The organism is Pseudoalteromonas sp. SWXJZ10B, assembly GCF_015864475.1.
In the GTDB taxonomy this organism is placed as follows: Bacteria; Pseudomonadota; Gammaproteobacteria; order Enterobacterales; family Alteromonadaceae; genus Pseudoalteromonas; species Pseudoalteromonas arctica.
In genome coordinates, this window is the sequence record NZ_JADYXD010000005.1 from 228,161 (window position 1) to 244,817 (window position 16,657).

Genomic DNA, 16,657 nt, shown 5'->3' on the forward strand with positions numbered 1-16,657 from the left:
TATGTTTTAATTTAAAAAAGATAATACGAGGTTCTTTTTTTATTATTTTAAACCAATGTGGAAAAAGGTTTTCTAACGACTGCTTGTGTTGTTATTCACTTTGATTATTCGCGTCCATTTAAATAACCGGAGGAGTATTCTAGCACAATGGATCGAAGATCATAGCGATCCTTTATAATTTTTTTAAAGGCAAAGTGATCGCAAATGGCATAAACCGCAATACAACTTGCATAGAGAATGATTTTTGTACTAAAAATTTATTTTCGCGAGAAATTTTGAGCATGTTAGACTTCATCCGATCGACTTATAAAAAAGACTTTAGGGGCACAAAAGCATGAAAAACGTAGCGGTAATATTAGCAGGGTCTGGTGTGTACGATGGTAGTGAAATTAATGAAGCAATTTTAACTTTATTACATATAGCCAAAAATGGCGCAACGTATCAGTGTTTTGCACCGGATATTGAACAACTTCATACCATTAACCATTTAACGGGCGAAGTAATGCCTGATAAACGTAATGTATTAACAGAAGCGGCTCGTATTGCACGGGGTGACATTAAATCGCTGCTTGAATTAGACGTAACTCAGTTTGACGCATTAATTGTACCTGGCGGTTTTGGCGCTGCAAAAAACTTATGTGACTTTGCAATTAAAGGCGCAAAAGCAAATATTAATGAAGACGTACTTAATGCTTGTAAATCATTTGCAAAAGAAAATAAGCCTGCTGGTTATATGTGTATTGCACCCGCTTTGATCCCATTTATTTACGATAACGCTGTACTTACGATTGGTAACGATGCAGAGACAGCACAAGCGCTAAGCACATTAGGCGCTAAACATATAAATTGTGCAGTAGATGATGTTGTTATTGATCAGCCAAATAAGCTAGTTACAACCCCAGCTTATATGCTTGCGCAATCGATTATTGAAGCCGATGCAGGGATCGAAAAACTAGTTAGTAGCGTATTATCAATAAATTGATATTAGGATCTAAAAGTTAATTGTATGACTGTTTGCGCTTATTAAATTGCTTAACAAAAAACAGTAAATAATTAAATTTTATTGCGTTAACGCAAAAAGTAGTCAGTTTTATTAATAAAAACGCCTCTTAGCATTTTATAAATTGGCTCAGAGAGTTATAATCGGTTTAATTTCCGTCATCTTTAATCGTGATTGATCACGTTCAAATCGAAGTGAGCAAGGCAAAATGAAAAAATTAACAGCTGCAGCATTATTAATGCTAGCAACCACTGCATACGCACAGCCATATGATAACTCTATGACTGAAGATGCAATTAAAGCACGTCTCGCGCCGGTTGGTGCTGTATACCTTGAAGGCGATAAAGCTGCTGTAGCAGCGGCGCCTACAGGCCCTCGTTCTGGTGAGCAAGTCTATCAAGGTGCATGTTTTGCATGTCACGGTACTGGTGCACTAGGCGCGCCTAAATCGCCTGACGATTGGGCTCCACGTATAGCTAAAGGTAAAGACACTTTACTTGAGCATGCACTAAATGGCTTTAATGCGATGCCTCCAAAAGGCACCTGTATGGATTGTTCTGATGATGAGATAAGCGCTGCTATCGACTTCATGACATCTAAGTAAATACAGCTGAAATACACAAAAAAGGTTTACTTCGGTAAGCCTTTTTTAATACCTAAAATAGTGTTTCTAGCCAGTATGATAGTACGAATATCAACTTGACGATAAGCGCTAAAAGTGAAAGTATAAGGCTAATAACTATACAATAAAAATAGCCGGTTAGATCATTGGAAGATAAACTCTCAGTATCGAGTAAATTGGCGTATCAAAATAAACGTCTAAAAACATTACTCAATAAATACAAACAATCACATCACTTACAAAATGCGCTGATACAATTATCAGAGCAAGCAAGTACTGTTGCCGAGCTAACCCTACTTTATCCCGCTATCCACGACATTTTACAAAAATATGTGCCGAGTAAAAGTTTTTATGTGGTGCTATCAAATCAATACAGTCAATCGCTAGAACTTTCTTACTTTTCAGATGAAAAAGATGGTATTGCCGTCGCCCTTAACCAATCAAATAGCTTTGATGAAGGCGCCACTGGTTATGTATTTAAACAGGGTAAAACCACATGTTTTACCAAGCAGCAAATGCAAAATGCCGCAGCAGAAGGCTTATTTAAAGCATTAGGCACTCCAGCAGAGCATTGGGTAGGTGTTCCAGTTTACCAAGAACACAATATTATCGGTGTTTTAGCAGCGCAAAGTTACGATACAAAACAGGGCTATAGCTCACAACAAATACAATTACTTGAGTTTATGTCGCTTTATTTAGCAACTGCAATAGAGCGTGTAAAAAAAAGAGAGCTCCTTGAGTCAGAAGTTAAAATTCGTACCCGAGCACTCACTCAAAGTAACGACGCGTTAAACCTTGAAATAGAACAACGCAAACGCGCACTTCAACGCCAACAAATTCTGTTTAAAATATCTGAAATAGCAACGCAAGCTAAAAACCTTGATGATGCTTACTTTAAGATACATGAAATAATAAAAACAATTACCTACGCAGAAAACTTATATATTGCACTTTACGATAAAGAGTCTGGCTGGATAAGCTTCCCTTATTGTGTAGATGAATTTAAAGAAAACACACAACCAAGACGCTTTGCTAAAGGTTATAGTGAACTGGTAATAAGCACTGAAGAAACGCAACTTATACACCCGTGTAGAGCAAAAGAATTAATAGAAAGCGGTGTAGTACAAAGAGCTAAGCCTGTACAAAAAGAGCAAATGGCCACTAGTTGGTTAGGCGCTCCACTTAAAACAGCTCAAGGTGTTATCGGCCTTATTGTTTGCCAAGCTTACGATAACAAACATATTTTCAGCCGGGATGATTGCGAGTTAATTACCTTTGTATCTCATCAAATTGCAGCGGTTTTACAAACAAAGCTCACCAATCAAGCGATTGCAAAAAGCCATCAAGAACTCGAATTTAGAGTAAACGAAAAAACCAAAGAACTGCGTCAAACAAATCTGCACTTACAAATGCAAATAGATGAGCGTAAAAAAATAGAGCAGCAGCTTTATCACGACGCACATCACGACTCTCTTACTAGCTTACCTAATCGCAGCCTCTTTTTAACTCAGCTTGAAAAAACACTACAACATTATCAGCGCTTTCCTGAACATAATTTTGCTGTTTTATTTATTGATTTAGATAAATTTAAAGACATTAACGACCAACTTGGTCACCATGCTGGCGATCAGTTTTTAATTAACGTTAGTGAGTTATTTGCCCAGTGTATACGCGAACATGATTTACTAGCACGCTTAGGTGGCGATGAGTTTGTTATTTTATTAACGCACTTAACTGAGCCTCAACAAGCAGAAGATGTTGCTAATCGTATTATCGATTTAATGAAAAAGCCTTTTTTCCTTAAAGGCGAATCACTTCAAAGTGGTGCTAGTATAGGAATAACCTACTCAAAGAAAAGCTATATGCATACGGATGAAATTATTCGTGATGCCGATGCCGCAATGTACCACGCTAAAAACTCCGGAAAAAATCGCTACGAGCTATTTCATCCGCTACTAACACAATCAATACCTGCGCAGGCACTAAAAGCACAACATCACCTTGATATATTACCTATGAGCTTTAGAAGCTCAGAAATAATTACGCTTGATGAACAACATCAGTCTGAATCTTTATTTGAAGCATTTGGTGAACACCCAATACTTGGCTTTACTAGCTTTGATATTTTGAAAAAGTTTGCATCAGATAAAGAACAGCACCTTGAGATAGAGTTACAGTTATTACAACGCGCTTATGCACAAGCAATTACCGCAGATGTAACTATGGCGCTGGTTCCTTGCTCTGGTTTACTACTCGAGGAGCACGAATTTGTTTTATTTACAGATACGCTAAATAAACAACAAGGACATAGCCAGCTCTGTTTGCTATTTGATGAGCAAGAAATTCGTCACGCAAGCGCAACACAAATAGAAAACCTCAAAAAGCTATCACAACTTGGTTATTCAATTGGTTTAAACAATTTTGCTAAAGATCGATGCGAACTTAATTTACTAACCGATATTAATTTTGACTATCTGCTACTTAGCTCGACCTTTAGTAAACGTGTTTTACAACAAGAAAGTTACGATTTTCAGCTACAAGGGGTGCTAGCAATTACGAAGCTCAAAGCAATGAAAGTAATTGCTAAAGGCCCATCAATACTTAATTTTAGAGCTTTACTAGACAAGCACGGTTTGGCATTTTTTGTGGGAAAACAACACGCTCTAGTGTGTTCTGAGTTACCTGAAATACAAGCAACCCAGTCTTTATAAAATTAGCCTGAGGTATTACTCAGGCTTTTTAAACATTGCACGAAGGTTAGCGACTCTTGCTTGGCCTTTTTCCATTCGCTCTGCTTGCGTGTTTGGCGCCTTTTTATTTTCAAACGCGAGATCGTCCTGCGGTAACTCTTGTACAAATCGGCTTAACTCAGTTTGTGAGGTTTCACCAAATTGACGACGTATTTTTGCATAAGTAAGTGTTAACTCCTGCTGCGCACGAGTAATACCGACATAAGCTAAGCGGCGTTCTTCATCTACGTTATCTTCATCAATACTTACCTGATGCGGAAGTAAGCCCTCCTCCATGCCTACCATAAATACATATGGATACTCTAAGCCCTTTGATGCATGAAGTGTTGATAAGTGCACTGCATCGGTTTCATCTTCTTCTTCGTTACGCTCAAGCATGTCGCGAAGGGTTAGCTTGCTAACAACCTCAGCCAATGTCATTGGCTCGTTGTCGGCATCACCGGTCAACATATCGGTGATCCAGCGATACAGCTCAGATACGTTTTTCATACGCATTTCAGCGGCTTTTGCACTCGGTGACGACTCGTACAAATATGCCTCGTAATTAATATTACGCACTAAGTCTTTAACAGCTTCGAGCGTATCACCGCGTACTGCGTTATCGGATAGCTCAACAACCCAGCGTGCAAACCCAGCAAGCGCATTAAAACCACGCCCTTTTAGTCTGTAGCCTAAATCGTTATCAAAACAGGTAGCAAATAAGCTCATGTGCTTTTCGTTAGCAAGCGTACCAAGCTTTTCAAGTGTGACCGTGCCTATTTCGCGTCGTGGTGTATTTACGATACGTAAAAATGCATTGTCATCATCTTGATTAACTAGCAAACGTAAATACGCCATAATATCTTTAATTTCTGAACGAGCAAAAAATGACATCCCGCCACTAATTTTATAAGGGATACGGTTACTCATTAATGATTTTTCAAAGCCACGTGCTTGATGATTACCACGATATAAAATCGCGTAATCTTTATAGCTGGTACGCTTCATAAACTTATGTGAAATTATTTCAGCAACCACACGCTCAGATTCATGCTCTTCATCGCGGCACCCTATTACTTTAATCGGCTCACCATAACCTAGTTCACTAAATAACTTTTTCTCTATGTCATGTGGGTTATTCGCAATTAAAATGTTAGCCGCTTTTAGTATTCGCCCTGCACTTCGATAGTTTTGTTCAAGCTTTATAAGTCTAAGCCCTGGGTAGTCTTTACCTAATAACACTAAGTTTTGCGGGCGAGCACCACGCCATGAGTAAATTGATTGATCGTCATCACCTACCACAGTAAAACGGGCACGCTCGCCTACTAGCAATTTAACAAGTTGATATTGGCTTGTATTGGTATCTTGATACTCATCCACCAGCAAGTATTTAAAGCGTTGCTGCCAGCGCTCACGAGATGTGGCGTTATTAGTAAGTAACAAAGTAGGGATCATAATTAAATCATCAAAATCCAGTGCGTTATAAGCACGCAGTTGATTTTGATAACGAGCATACAGCTGTGCAAACAATGCCTTTTGCGCATCACGCGCTTCGCGTATTGCTTGCTCTGGCAGTACTAATTCGTTTTTCCAACTACCAATTTCCATTTTAAGTAGTTTGAGTAAGTCCTTGTCTTTTTTTAGCTCATCTTCGGTGAGCTCACTTAGAAGCTGATTGGTATCTTGATCATCAAATAACGAAAAGCCGGGTTTAAACCCTAATGTGCTTAACTCTTTTTTTATTATTTCTAAACCGAGTGTATGAAACGTTGATACCCATAAACCTTTAGCGTCTTGCTTTCCGAGCGTTTGCAGTACTCGTTCACGCATTTCTTTGGCTGCTTTATTGGTAAAAGTAACAGCGGCTATATTTCGCGCTTTGTACTCACATTTTTTCACTAAATAAGCGATTTTATTCGTAATAACACGGGTTTTACCAGAGCCTGCGCCTGCGAGTACTAAGCATGGACCACTAATATATTTTACGGCTTCATCTTGTTTAGGATTGAGTTTCATAACGACCAAAGAAATTTAAAAGACGCGCAATTTTAACGTAACCATTACTGCGAGCATAGCAATTGCCTTAATTAATTAAGGTAAAGATGATCATGTGTTAAATACCGTGGGTATAAGGTAATATTAGTTATTATTATTTTAGGCCGCATCGAAGGGACAAATATGATCAACCCAGCAAAACTTGAAGAAATTGCTAAGCAAATTACTAGCAATATGCCACAAGGTGTAAAAAACCTAGCAGAGACACTCGAAGGTAAAACAAAGCAAGTTTTACAAAACAAGCTTGCTGAGATGGATTTTGTGAGCCGTGAAGAATTTGATGTGCAAAGCCAAGTACTTATTCGTACTCGCGAAAAACTAACCGAACTTGAAGCTAAAGTTGCATTGCTTGAGCAACAACTTAGCACTAAAACTGACGCTGAATAATTATACCAATTGCATTAAATTAGTGTTCTATTATAGCGATAAGAAAATAGCTCAATAACAAGGCTAAAGTTATGGTACATAGTTGTTCTATATAAATAATTTTTAACGTAGTTAGTGAGTTATTTAATACGCTAGAATGAGCATTTTTTTAATAAAATTGGTATTAATTTAATGTACAAAAAAGGCAGCTTAGGCAGCTTAGGCTGCCTTTTGCGTTTTACCAAGTTTATTCAAATAGCTCATCTAGCACATAATAAAATAACTTAGCCTGCTGCGCTAAACTCACACTCAGCATTTTTTGCGCAACTTGCTCACCTGTTATTGGTTTGTAACGCTTTAAAAACGGGAGCCGTGTAATAACAGGAAAAATAATACTACCTATCTTTTCTGCCACTCTAAATTGCTCACGATCACCTAATAATAAAGACGGTTGTAAAATACTTATTTTATCAAAAGGGAGTGCTTTAATATGTTGCTCAAGCTCACCCTTCATTTTCAAATAAGCACTATTACTGTGCGTGTTCGCCCCGCTTGATGACACTAAGCAGTAATGCGTAACACCATTACATGCCGCTAACTGCGCCGCTATAAACTGATAATCAAAATCTACTTTACGCTGAGCTTGTGTAGAGCCCGCCCGTTTACGGGTTGTGCCCAAACACGAAAACAATACGTCACCTTTAAAAAGCTCAACGTATTGAGTTAATTTTTCAAAATCAATAACGTGATTAACTAGCTTTGCGTGTGTAATAGGCAAAGCCCGACGACTTAACGTAACCACTTTGGTATAACGATCGCTCTTAAGTAGCTTATGTAGCAACTCATTACCGACCAAACCTGTAGCACCTATTAATATCGCCGTTTTAGTCATAAATTTATTTATTTTCGCCCACTTTATTAAGTACGTGCTGCACTGCTTTTTTGTAGCTTTGCGTTTCTTCACTCGCGCACGTTACTACAGATTCTAAATCATGAAGATGGCCGTTTTCTAAACCATAAACCCAACCATGAACGCTTAGCTCTTGGCCGCGCTCCCACGCATCTTGCACAATGTTAGTACGGCATACATTACGCACTTGCTCAATTACATTTAGCTCAATAAGGCGGCTTAAACGTTCGCTTTCTGGCATTGCATCAAGTTGTTCAAGATGCTTTTCTTTTACATCCCCTACATGGCGTAGCCAATTATCAATAAAGCCAAATTTTGCATTGTTTAAAACGGCTTGTACGCCACCACAGCCATAGTGACCTACTACCATGATATGTTTTACTTTTAAAACCTCTACAGCGTACTGCATAACCGACAAACAGTTATGGTCAGTGTGTACAACCACGTTTGCAACGTTACGATGCACAAATAATTCGCCTGGTAATAAATCAACTATTTGATTAGCAGGTACACGAGAGTCTGAACAACCAATCCATAAATACTCTGGATTTTGTTGCATAGATAAAATTTTAAAAAACTCAGGATCAGCTTCGCTTGTACGTGCAGCCCAACGTTTATTGTTATCGAATAAATTTTTTAACTTTCTCATTGCATCTCTTATTAAGTCGAGGACGGAAATTTAATGGATATTAGCAAGAATCAAAATATTACGAGGCGTTAACTGCTTTTCACAAAACGTTTTAACGCTTACTTGATAGCCTTGCTGTTGCAAATATAAAGCACGATCGAGCACAAGCCAAACTTCAATTGCTCTTCTGAACACATGTCGAACCAGTTCAACTCGGTCAGTTATTTTTTTTCGAGCAACACCAATATCTAAATATTTATTATAATCAGTACCTTGAGGTAGGTTTATTGCCTTTTTATCTGCAGCCCATACACAAAATGATTTAAACGAATCTGAGAATATAGCTTTGTTAACCGAAGGTACGCTTACATAATATTGCTCGCCAGTAATCGATTTTCTAAGTGCGTCAAAACCAAGCCGCCATTCTAGTTCTGTTTTACGTACTTTTTCCAGACGAGAAGGCGCTGTAACGGTTTCTTGTAATGCGAGCTTTAAATCGCGATGCGTTAGGTTAAGCTCACTTTTATTTGCAACCTCACTCATTACACGGTACTCATTAGCCGTAAATAAATGATAGCAACAAGGTGAAAAGCTAATTTGCTGTACTTTCGCTAAACTTGCTTGACGCATAAATGCTTGGTGCAAACCACCACATGCGTGTAGCGCTACGGCATGCATATCAGCATTAAAAAATTGAGTGATATCCTCTTTTAATACATCTGCTTGGCTAAAGTGCATTGCCAAGCCTTGTTGCTGTGCACTTTTTTGTCCTTGCTCGCATAAGCTTTGTTGCAGTTCAATACTATGCACATCACTTGCGCCATTAAAAGCAAGCATTCGCCCTAAGTGTCCTTTACCCGCACACCACTCTAAAACTGGTTGCTTAGTATTAGGTAGTGCAGATACAAAATCTTGTAACTGATCAAACTTACGACCTTTAATGCCGTTACTTATCCAAAACGGATAATCAGCTCGAGAGTGTGCAGAGCTAGGTAAGTCACATAGCTTAGCAAGTTCATCAAGTTGGTTTATGTGTTGGCTAAAAAATTGGTATAGCTGATTTTGATCGTTATCAAGAACGGTTACCTGATCATCAGTTAGTTCGTTAAGTATGCCTTGCAGCTCTGGCCAAGGAATAGTGTCAAAATCAAATGCGGTGCACTGCCAATACTGACGATGGCGCATTAAAAGTGAATCAAGTGCAAAAAATTGCTCAGCTAAAGTCATAACAGCTTAAAAAATAAAAAGACAATTAATTATATCAGCTCAGTGAGCTCTCATTAAGCAGTTATTTTTGCCTAAAAATCAGCCGTAAATACAAAGGTATTGAAATAATACTCACCAAAATAGCTGCTATAAGCATCCATGATAATTGCATCTTTTCAGGCTCTTGGTATTTATAAATAAAGTGAGATTTCACTTCGTCAAATTCGTTTTGCTGTATGCCATATAAGTCAGCTATTAAGCGCCACTTTGCTATCGACATATGCCCTAAACTGGTAGTGGGTGGGGTTATATAACTTTTTAGTACTTCAGCCTCAAAGGCGAGCTGATGAAAGCTCTTACTCGGTGCATAGTTTTGCTGGGTGACTGCAATGGCTTCATCCATATTCATCATTGCATAGCGCCAACCTTTTAGGCTCGCTTGGTAGAATTTTTCGACCGTTTGTGGATTTTGCTTAAGCATGTTTTCGCTGGTAAATAAAATGTCGCTATATACATCCATACCATAACGCTGTGGGCAAACAAGCCGATGAGCGATGCCTTGTTGAGTCATATAATAAGGCTCTGTAGTAACATAAACTTGCATAGCATCTAGCTTGTTTTCAATCCAAGCCTGGTTAAAATTTTCGCCATTGTAAACTTTGAGTTTATCTACATCAACGCCACTGCGTTTAAGCATAATAAGTAGCTCGGTGCCGTCATTTTTGCTCACAGCAGTGATACGTTTATTAACAAAGTCACGAGGGTGAAAAATATCAGACGTGTCTTTTACCATCCAGCAATAAGGTGAAAACTGCAATAAGGCTGCCATTGCAACAAAAGGCTGACCATTAATACGTTGCTGTAAAATACCAGAATGCCCTACACCAAATTGTGCTTCGCCACTGGCCACAGGACCAAAGGTATCAGGTTTCATTGGATTAGCTTGTTTAATAGTTACATCAAGGCCCGCTTCATTATAAAAGCCTTTTTGCTTAGCCATATAGTAGCCAGCAAACTGAAACTGATGTGTCCATTTTAGCTGTAATGTGACTGATTCTTGCGCCGCGATATGGCTGCAAAAAAAGCACAATCCAATGATTAATCCTTTAAATAGCAAATAGGTGTCCTCAAAAGGTATGACGATTACCTGTAACTATATGTAAAACGTGTAATAAAGCAAGCACCCTAGTTAGGTGCCTGCCTTTAAAGAAGGGTTATACTGAGGCGAGTTTTTCGGCTTTTTCTGCTTGCGGTTTTGATGTTAAAAATTGGGTAAAACACGGATTTTGTGTTTCATCTTGTACACTGTAACCTAAGCGATTCAAATGCTCGTTAAACATTTCATACTGACTCGGCTCAATAGCAAAACCTGCCAGTACATTCCCCATCGAACCACCGTGATTACGATAATGAAATAAGGTAATGTTCCAATTGCAGCCTAAAGTATCTAAAAAGCGTGCAAGCGCACCCGGATACTCAGGAAATTCAAAACGCAATAAACGTTCATGTAATTGCTCTGGTGCTTTTCCGCCAACCATATAACGCACATGTAATTTAGCGAGTTCGTTATCCGACAAATCGCAAAATTGATAATCGTTATTTGTTAAGTCTTGCTTTAACTCATTAAGCTCTTGCTCGCCTTGGCGCAGAGCAATGCCCACAAATATTTGTGCTTCACCAGGCCCTGCATAACGGTAGTTAAATTCAGTAATAGCACGGCCACCTAAAGAAGCACAAAACTGTTTAAAACTGCCTTTTTCTTCTTTAATAGTAACGGCTAATAGCGCTTCGTTTTTTTCACCCAGCGCAGTGCGCTCTGCAACATAACGCAGGCGATCAAAGTTTAAATTAGCACCCGAAAGCACAGCCGCTAAATGTAGTCCTTTTAACCCCGACTGCTGACTCCACTTTTTAAGCCCAGCCGTTGCAAGTGCACCTGATGGCTCTGCAATTGCACGCGTAGATACAAAAATATCCTGCATGGCTGCACATATTTCATCGCTAGTAACGGTTACGACTTCATCGCAAAACTTTTGCGCTAAACGAAATGTTTCAGTGCCAATAATTTTAACCGCTACGCCATCGGCAAAACTACCAACGCGATCAAGCTCTACTGGCTTACCAGCTTCAAGTGCTGCTTGTAAACACGCACTTTCGTCGGCTTCTACGCCAATTACTTTTATATCTGGACGCAACGATTTAATGTAAACCGCCATACCAGCAAGTAAACCGCCGCCGCCAACAGGAATAAACACAGCATCAAGCTCGTTTAATTGCTGCATTAACTCGCGTGCTACAGTGCCTTGACCAACAATGACATCCGGATCGTCAAATGGCGGGACAAATATACCGTTACGCTGATCTGTAAGCTCAAGCGCATAGGCTTTTGCTGCATCAAAATGATGGCCATGTAATACAACTTCACCGCCAAGTGCGCGCACTGCGCTGACTTTTATTTCAGGCGTTGTTACTGGCATTACAATAGTTGCTTGATGCCCAAGGTGAGATGCACTTAATGCAACCCCTTGAGCATGATTACCCGCAGAAGCAGTAATAACCACTGAGCCTTTAGGTAATTTATTTAATTTGTTATACGCACCGCGTAACTTAAATGAATACACGGGCTGTTGGTCTTCACGCTTTAACCAAACATGGTTACCTAGCTTTTTACTGAGTTCAGCCATTTCGCTAACCTCAGTAACTTTAGCCAAAGGCTCCATGTTTGCTTGAATAATAGCGCGAAAATAATCGAGCTCTTGAGAGACCATAATTAACTAAGCGCCTCCAATTTAGCTAAGTCGCGCACAGCGCCTTTATCAGCACTTGTTGCAAGTAATGCATAAGCCTTTAAAGCAGACGAGACATAGCGCTCACGATCAACTGGCTTGTACGCCATTTTTCCGCGTGCTAATTGCTTTTGTTTACGTGCCTCAAGTTCTTCATCGCTTAGCGCTAATGTGATTTCACGTGTTGCGATATCAATAATGATTTTGTCGCCATTTTCAACATAAGCGATTGCACCACCACTCGCCGCTTCTGGCGATACATGGCCAATTGATAAACCCGAAGTACCACCCGAAAAGCGACCATCAGTAATAAGTGCGCATTTTTCAGCTAAGCCTTTCGATTTTAAGTAGCTTGTTGGGTATAGCATTTCTTGCATACCTGGGCCGCCTCTAGGGCCTTCGTAACGAATAACAACAACATCGCCGGCTTTTACTTCGTTATTTAAAATCCCTTCTACTGAATCATCTTGTGATTCGTATACAATGGCGGTGCCTTCAAAATGTAGCATTTCATCAACTACGCCAGCACTTTTTACAACACAGCCATCAACCGCTAGATTACCCGAAAGCACAGCTAAACCACCGTCTTGGCGAAAAGCATGTTCAACGCTTCGAATACACCCATTCACGCGGTCATTATCGCCTTCATCCCAACGACACTCTTGGCTCATTGCTTTAGTAGTACGAATGCCCGCAGGACCCGCACGGTAAAATTTGCGCGCAACTTCGTTAGTTGGGTCGGTTGCATCCCATTTTTTAACAAGCTCAGCCATTGTTGACCCAGCTACATGATTAACCGACATGTCAACTAAGCCCGCTTTACCAAGCTCGCGTACAACAGCCATCATGCCACCTGCACGGTGGACATCTTCAATATGGTACTCTGGTGTTGCTGGTGCAACTTTACATAAAAACGGTGTTTTACGAGAAAGCGCATCAATGTGCGACATATCAAAATCAACGCCGGCCTCTTGCGCTGCTGCGAGTAAATGTAATACGGTATTTGACGAGCCGCCCATTGCAATATCAACAACCATTGCATTCATAAAGGCTGTTTTATTGGCAATTGCGCGTGGCAATACATCTTGATTATCTTTTTGATAATACTCACGACATAAATCAACAATACGAGCCCCTGCTTCAACATACAGTTGTTTACGGTCTTTATGGGTAGCAAGCGTGGTACCGTTACCCGGCAGTGCCAAACCTATAGCCTCTAACAAACAGTTCATTGAGTTTGCAGTAAACATGCCTGAGCACGAACCACATGTAGGACACGCAGAGCGCTCTACTTGCTCTGAATCTGCATCACTTACCGATTCATCTGCGCCTTTAACCATGGCATCAACTAAATCAAGTTTAATGTCGATGTTAGCAAGTTTAGTTTTACCCGCCTCCATTGGACCGCCCGATACAAATATCACCGGTATATTTAAACGTAGCGCTGCCAGCATCATCCCTGGGGTGATTTTGTCGCAGTTTGAAATACAGATCATCGCATCGGCGCAGTGTCCATTTACCATGTATTCAACCGAGTCAGCAATTAAATCGCGTGAAGGCAATGAATAAAGCATACCGCCGTGTCCCATCGCAATGCCATCATCAATAGCAATGGTATTAAATTCTTTTGGAACGCCACCGGCTTGGGTTATTGTCTCACCCATAAGCTCACTAAGCTGATTAAGGTGTACATGCCCTGGTACAAATTGTGTAAACGAGTTAACTACGGCAATAATCGGTTTACCAAAATCAGAGTCTGTCATACCTGTTGCGCGCCATAATGCTCTTGCGCCTGCACGTTTACGTCCTTCAGTTGTTGTTGCACTTCTTAATTTAGCCATAGTTACCTCAGTTTTTGCCGCAATATAAGCGGGCATTCCTCATTCTAAAATTGGTGAATAACCGAGTGACTCAGTTACTCGTAAATTATTTTGTAATTCGTAATTATACAGCCTGTTGGTGCTGTAAATTTTGTAAAGTGACTTCTTTTACATCCACCAGCTTGTTTAGCTGGCTGGTTAATAGATGAATAGGTTTATCACTATCTACCGTCATGGCTACGTTGTATAAGCCATCATCTATATTGAGCTGAAAATGCGTTAGGTTAAAACCACGATGACGCACCACTCGTAAAAAGCGTTCTACCGCTATACTTTGGCTTTTTAATGCAATAGTTAGGCTGTGTTTCATTTTGCTTTCTCCGTCATCATTTCGTCGTTAGCAGCCCCAGGTGGTACAAGTGGCCAAACATTTTCTTTATCATCAATACAAGCATGTACTATGTACGGGCCTTTGCTGTTAACTAATGCTGTAATAGCATCATCAACTTGGTTAGCATGGGTAATTGTTTGCCCTGGAATACCAAATACAGCAGCTAGTTGCACAAAGTCTGGGTTATCCGAAAGGTTAGTTTCAGAGTAACGTCCTTCAAAAAATAGCTCTTGCCATTGGCGAACCATACCCAAGCGCTGGTTATCTAAAATTAATATTTTTACAGGTAAATTATTACGGCGAATCGTGGCCAATTCTTGAATATTCATCATTATTGAGCCATCGCCCGATACAGTGATAACAAAGTCATCAGGGCGTGCTACTTGTGCGCCAATAGCAGCCGGTAAACCAAAGCCCATTGTGCCTGCGCCACCACTGCTTAAATGATTGCTCGGGTGAGTAAACTTCATGTGTTGTGCTACCCACATTTGATGCTGGCCAACATCGCAACACACAACGCCAGTTTTTGGCATGCGTTGGCTCAGTTGGTTTAATAAGTACGGTGCGTAAACCTTCTCACCTGGGTAATCGTAACGCCACGCGTGCTTGATATTCATTTCTTTATTTGTGTCACACCACGCTTTAGGTGTTACAAAGCACTCAAGTGCAGGTAACGACGTTTTTAAATCAGCAATTAATGAAGCTTTAGCAGGTTTTCGCTTACCTACTTCAGCGGCATCAATATCTAAATGAATTACTTTAGCTTTAGCTGCAAATTTAGCTAAGTTACCCGTTACGCGGTCATCAAAGCGCGCACCTATACACACAAGTACATCACATTCTTGCACGGCAATATTAGCGGCTTGACCACCATGCATACCTAGCATACCTAAGTAATGCTCGTAGTCAGGTAACACACTGCCTAATGCTTTTAGTGTTGATACAGCCGGCATCTGAGTTTTATTTAAAAACTGCATTAACTCGTCTTGCGCATCAGCGGCTTGTACACCACCGCCTACGTACGCTACAGGCTGTTTAGCCTCACTCAACAATTGATTAGCAATAGCAACTTGCTTTAAATCTAACTCAGGTAAGTATTCATCAGCTGCAAGCCAAGGCTTAAATGGTACTTGCGCCATTTGAATATCTTTTGGGATATCGACAAGTACTGGACCTGGTCGGCCGCTTTGCGCTAAATGAATTGCTTCTTGTAATATCTCTGCTAAGTCTTCCGCTCGTTCTACCATGTAGCTGTGCTTAGTACACGAAAGCGACATACCTAGTACATCTATTTCTTGAAACGCATCTGAACCAATAGCTGCAGTAGGCACTTGGCCTGTGATCGCCAATAATGGCACTGAGTCCATCATCGCATCAGCAAGGGCAGTTATTAAGTTAGTTGCACCTGGGCCCGATGTTGCAAAACACACACCTAATTTACGCGTGCTGCGAGCATAACCAACAGCTGCAAACCCTGCACCTTGCTCATGACGAGTAAGGTAGTGTTTGACTGGCGCGCCATACAGCGCATCGTAAATTGGCATAATAGCTCCGCCTGGGTAGCCAAATACTTCATTTACGCCGTGTTTGGCCAATAAGTCGATTGTTAGTTCTGCGCCTGTCATTAATAAACCCTCATTCCTCAGTGACAACCCAATTACATTTTTACGCTAAAAACTTTGCCCTTAAAACTAAAAAGCCCTCCGAACGGTTAAGTGCGGAGGGCTTTTTTAATGCTTAAGTTTTTAAAGCACTACGAAGCCCTCGCGGGAATAATCACCACGATAATAATCAGGACTAGGTTAAGTGCGTTTGTAAGCATGTAATTAATACCAAATTTTGTTCAATTATCGCGAAGGTTATTCCTTCGCTCTCTTTTTATATTAGTACCGCGCTAGGCCCTTTAAGTCAACACCAAAGTTAATCTAACAAAAAGACTAAAAGGCAATTTATCAGGTTTTAAAATTCATTATACAAGCTAGTAGTGGTTTTTTTATGCTCTAATTTTATTCTCAGAAATTCACTATTCTTATATCCCTTATTTAAGGTTTGATTAATTTTTAAGAATATTTTTATAAATAAAATTATTTATCACCTTCAGGTAATGCGTAGGTTCTCTTAAGCGACTCTTAAGTGTTGTTGCA

Annotated in this window: 13 protein-coding genes; 4 read left to right on the plus strand and 9 right to left on the minus strand. The window is 40.1% G+C overall.

The genetic code is table 11. The features are described 5' to 3' along the window. Positions 1–334: 334 nt before the first annotated feature. From elbB to I6F54_RS07125, 3 genes are all read left to right on the plus strand, one after another. Entirely contained in the window at positions 335–982 is a 648-nt protein-coding gene (elbB, locus tag I6F54_RS07115; protein ID WP_007582090.1) for an isoprenoid biosynthesis glyoxalase ElbB, read from the plus strand. A 226-nt stretch (positions 983–1,208) separates the two neighbouring features. Then, positions 1,209–1,604, plus strand: a complete 396-nt coding sequence (locus I6F54_RS07120; RefSeq protein ID WP_007582093.1) for a c-type cytochrome — start codon at positions 1,209–1,211, stop codon at positions 1,602–1,604. A gap of 164 nt (positions 1,605–1,768) precedes the next feature. Next, the gene (locus tag I6F54_RS07125; RefSeq protein ID WP_165728092.1) at positions 1,769–4,333 is read left to right on the plus strand and encodes a sensor domain-containing diguanylate cyclase; all 2,565 of its coding nucleotides are present in this window, start codon (positions 1,769–1,771) and stop codon (positions 4,331–4,333) included. Between the two features lie 15 nt (positions 4,334–4,348). Here I6F54_RS07125 and rep read toward each other — a convergent pair whose 3' ends face one another. Further along, positions 4,349–6,367 (minus strand): DNA helicase Rep, encoded by a 2,019-nt coding sequence (rep, locus tag I6F54_RS07130; RefSeq protein WP_024589913.1) that lies wholly within the window; start codon positions 6,365–6,367, stop codon positions 4,349–4,351. 162 nt (positions 6,368–6,529) lie between these two features. Here rep and ubiK point away from each other — a divergent pair, with 162 nt between their 5' ends. Next, on the plus strand, positions 6,530–6,793 hold the full coding sequence (gene ubiK / locus I6F54_RS07135; RefSeq protein ID WP_007582099.1) for a ubiquinone biosynthesis accessory factor UbiK: 264 nt from the start codon (positions 6,530–6,532) through the stop codon (positions 6,791–6,793). Positions 6,794–7,019: 226 nt separating this feature from the next. Here the strand turns inward: ubiK and I6F54_RS07140 are convergent, their stop codons facing one another. From I6F54_RS07140 to ilvG, 8 genes are all read right to left on the minus strand, one after another. Next, positions 7,020–7,664: an NAD(P)H-binding protein gene (locus I6F54_RS07140; protein ID WP_165728091.1), complete on the minus strand. Its 645-nt coding sequence runs from the start codon at positions 7,662–7,664 to the stop codon at positions 7,020–7,022. Positions 7,665–7,668: 4 nt separating this feature from the next. Then, complete coding sequence (can, locus tag I6F54_RS07145; RefSeq protein ID WP_007582103.1) at positions 7,669–8,331, minus strand: carbonate dehydratase; 663 nt, start codon at positions 8,329–8,331, stop codon at positions 7,669–7,671. Between the two features lie 30 nt (positions 8,332–8,361). Beyond that, on the minus strand, positions 8,362–9,537 hold the full coding sequence (locus I6F54_RS07150) for a methyltransferase (protein WP_165740387.1): 1,176 nt from the start codon (positions 9,535–9,537) through the stop codon (positions 8,362–8,364). Positions 9,538–9,598: 61 nt separating this feature from the next. Beyond that, complete coding sequence (locus I6F54_RS07155; protein WP_197140515.1) at positions 9,599–10,633, minus strand: ABC transporter substrate-binding protein; 1,035 nt, start codon at positions 10,631–10,633, stop codon at positions 9,599–9,601. Between the two features lie 97 nt (positions 10,634–10,730). Further along, positions 10,731–12,284, minus strand: coding sequence for a threonine ammonia-lyase, biosynthetic (gene ilvA / locus I6F54_RS07160; protein ID WP_166378250.1), 1,554 nt, complete (start codon positions 12,282–12,284; stop codon positions 10,731–10,733). Between the two features lie 2 nt (positions 12,285–12,286). After that, positions 12,287–14,143, minus strand: coding sequence for a dihydroxy-acid dehydratase (gene ilvD / locus I6F54_RS07165; protein WP_010553830.1), 1,857 nt, complete (start codon positions 14,141–14,143; stop codon positions 12,287–12,289). Positions 14,144–14,246: 103 nt separating this feature from the next. Then, a complete protein-coding gene (ilvM, locus tag I6F54_RS07170; protein ID WP_165728087.1) occupies positions 14,247–14,492 on the minus strand; it encodes an acetolactate synthase 2 small subunit in 246 nt (81 codons plus the stop codon). Beyond that, positions 14,489–16,138, minus strand: a complete 1,650-nt coding sequence (gene ilvG, locus I6F54_RS07175; protein WP_007582116.1) for an acetolactate synthase 2 catalytic subunit — start codon at positions 16,136–16,138, stop codon at positions 14,489–14,491. The genes ilvM and ilvG overlap by 4 nt, the downstream gene beginning before the upstream one ends. Between the last annotated feature and the right edge of the window lie 519 nt (positions 16,139–16,657).

Bases quoted from the DNA above. Each gene is read 5' to 3' on its own strand.
- ubiK (WP_007582099.1), top strand. From the start codon at position 6,530: ATGATCAACCCAGCAAAACTTGAAGAAATTGCTAAGCAAATTACTAGC.
- rep (WP_024589913.1), bottom strand. From the start codon at position 6,367: ATGAAACTCAATCCTAAACAAGATGAAGCCGTAAAATATATTAGTGGT.
- I6F54_RS07140 (WP_165728091.1), bottom strand. From the start codon at position 7,664: ATGACTAAAACGGCGATATTAATAGGTGCTACAGGTTTGGTCGGTAAT.
- elbB (WP_007582090.1), top strand. From the start codon at position 335: ATGAAAAACGTAGCGGTAATATTAGCAGGGTCTGGTGTGTACGATGGT.
- ilvA (WP_166378250.1), bottom strand. From the start codon at position 12,284: ATGGTCTCTCAAGAGCTCGATTATTTTCGCGCTATTATTCAAGCAAAC.
- ilvD (WP_010553830.1), bottom strand. From the start codon at position 14,143: ATGGCTAAATTAAGAAGTGCAACAACAACTGAAGGACGTAAACGTGCA.
- ilvG (WP_007582116.1), bottom strand. From the start codon at position 16,138: ATGACAGGCGCAGAACTAACAATCGACTTATTGGCCAAACACGGCGTA.
- ilvM (WP_165728087.1), bottom strand. From the start codon at position 14,492: ATGAAACACAGCCTAACTATTGCATTAAAAAGCCAAAGTATAGCGGTA.
- I6F54_RS07150 (WP_165740387.1), bottom strand. From the start codon at position 9,537: ATGACTTTAGCTGAGCAATTTTTTGCACTTGATTCACTTTTAATGCGC.
- I6F54_RS07120 (WP_007582093.1), top strand. From the start codon at position 1,209: ATGAAAAAATTAACAGCTGCAGCATTATTAATGCTAGCAACCACTGCA.
- can (WP_007582103.1), bottom strand. From the start codon at position 8,331: ATGAGAAAGTTAAAAAATTTATTCGATAACAATAAACGTTGGGCTGCA.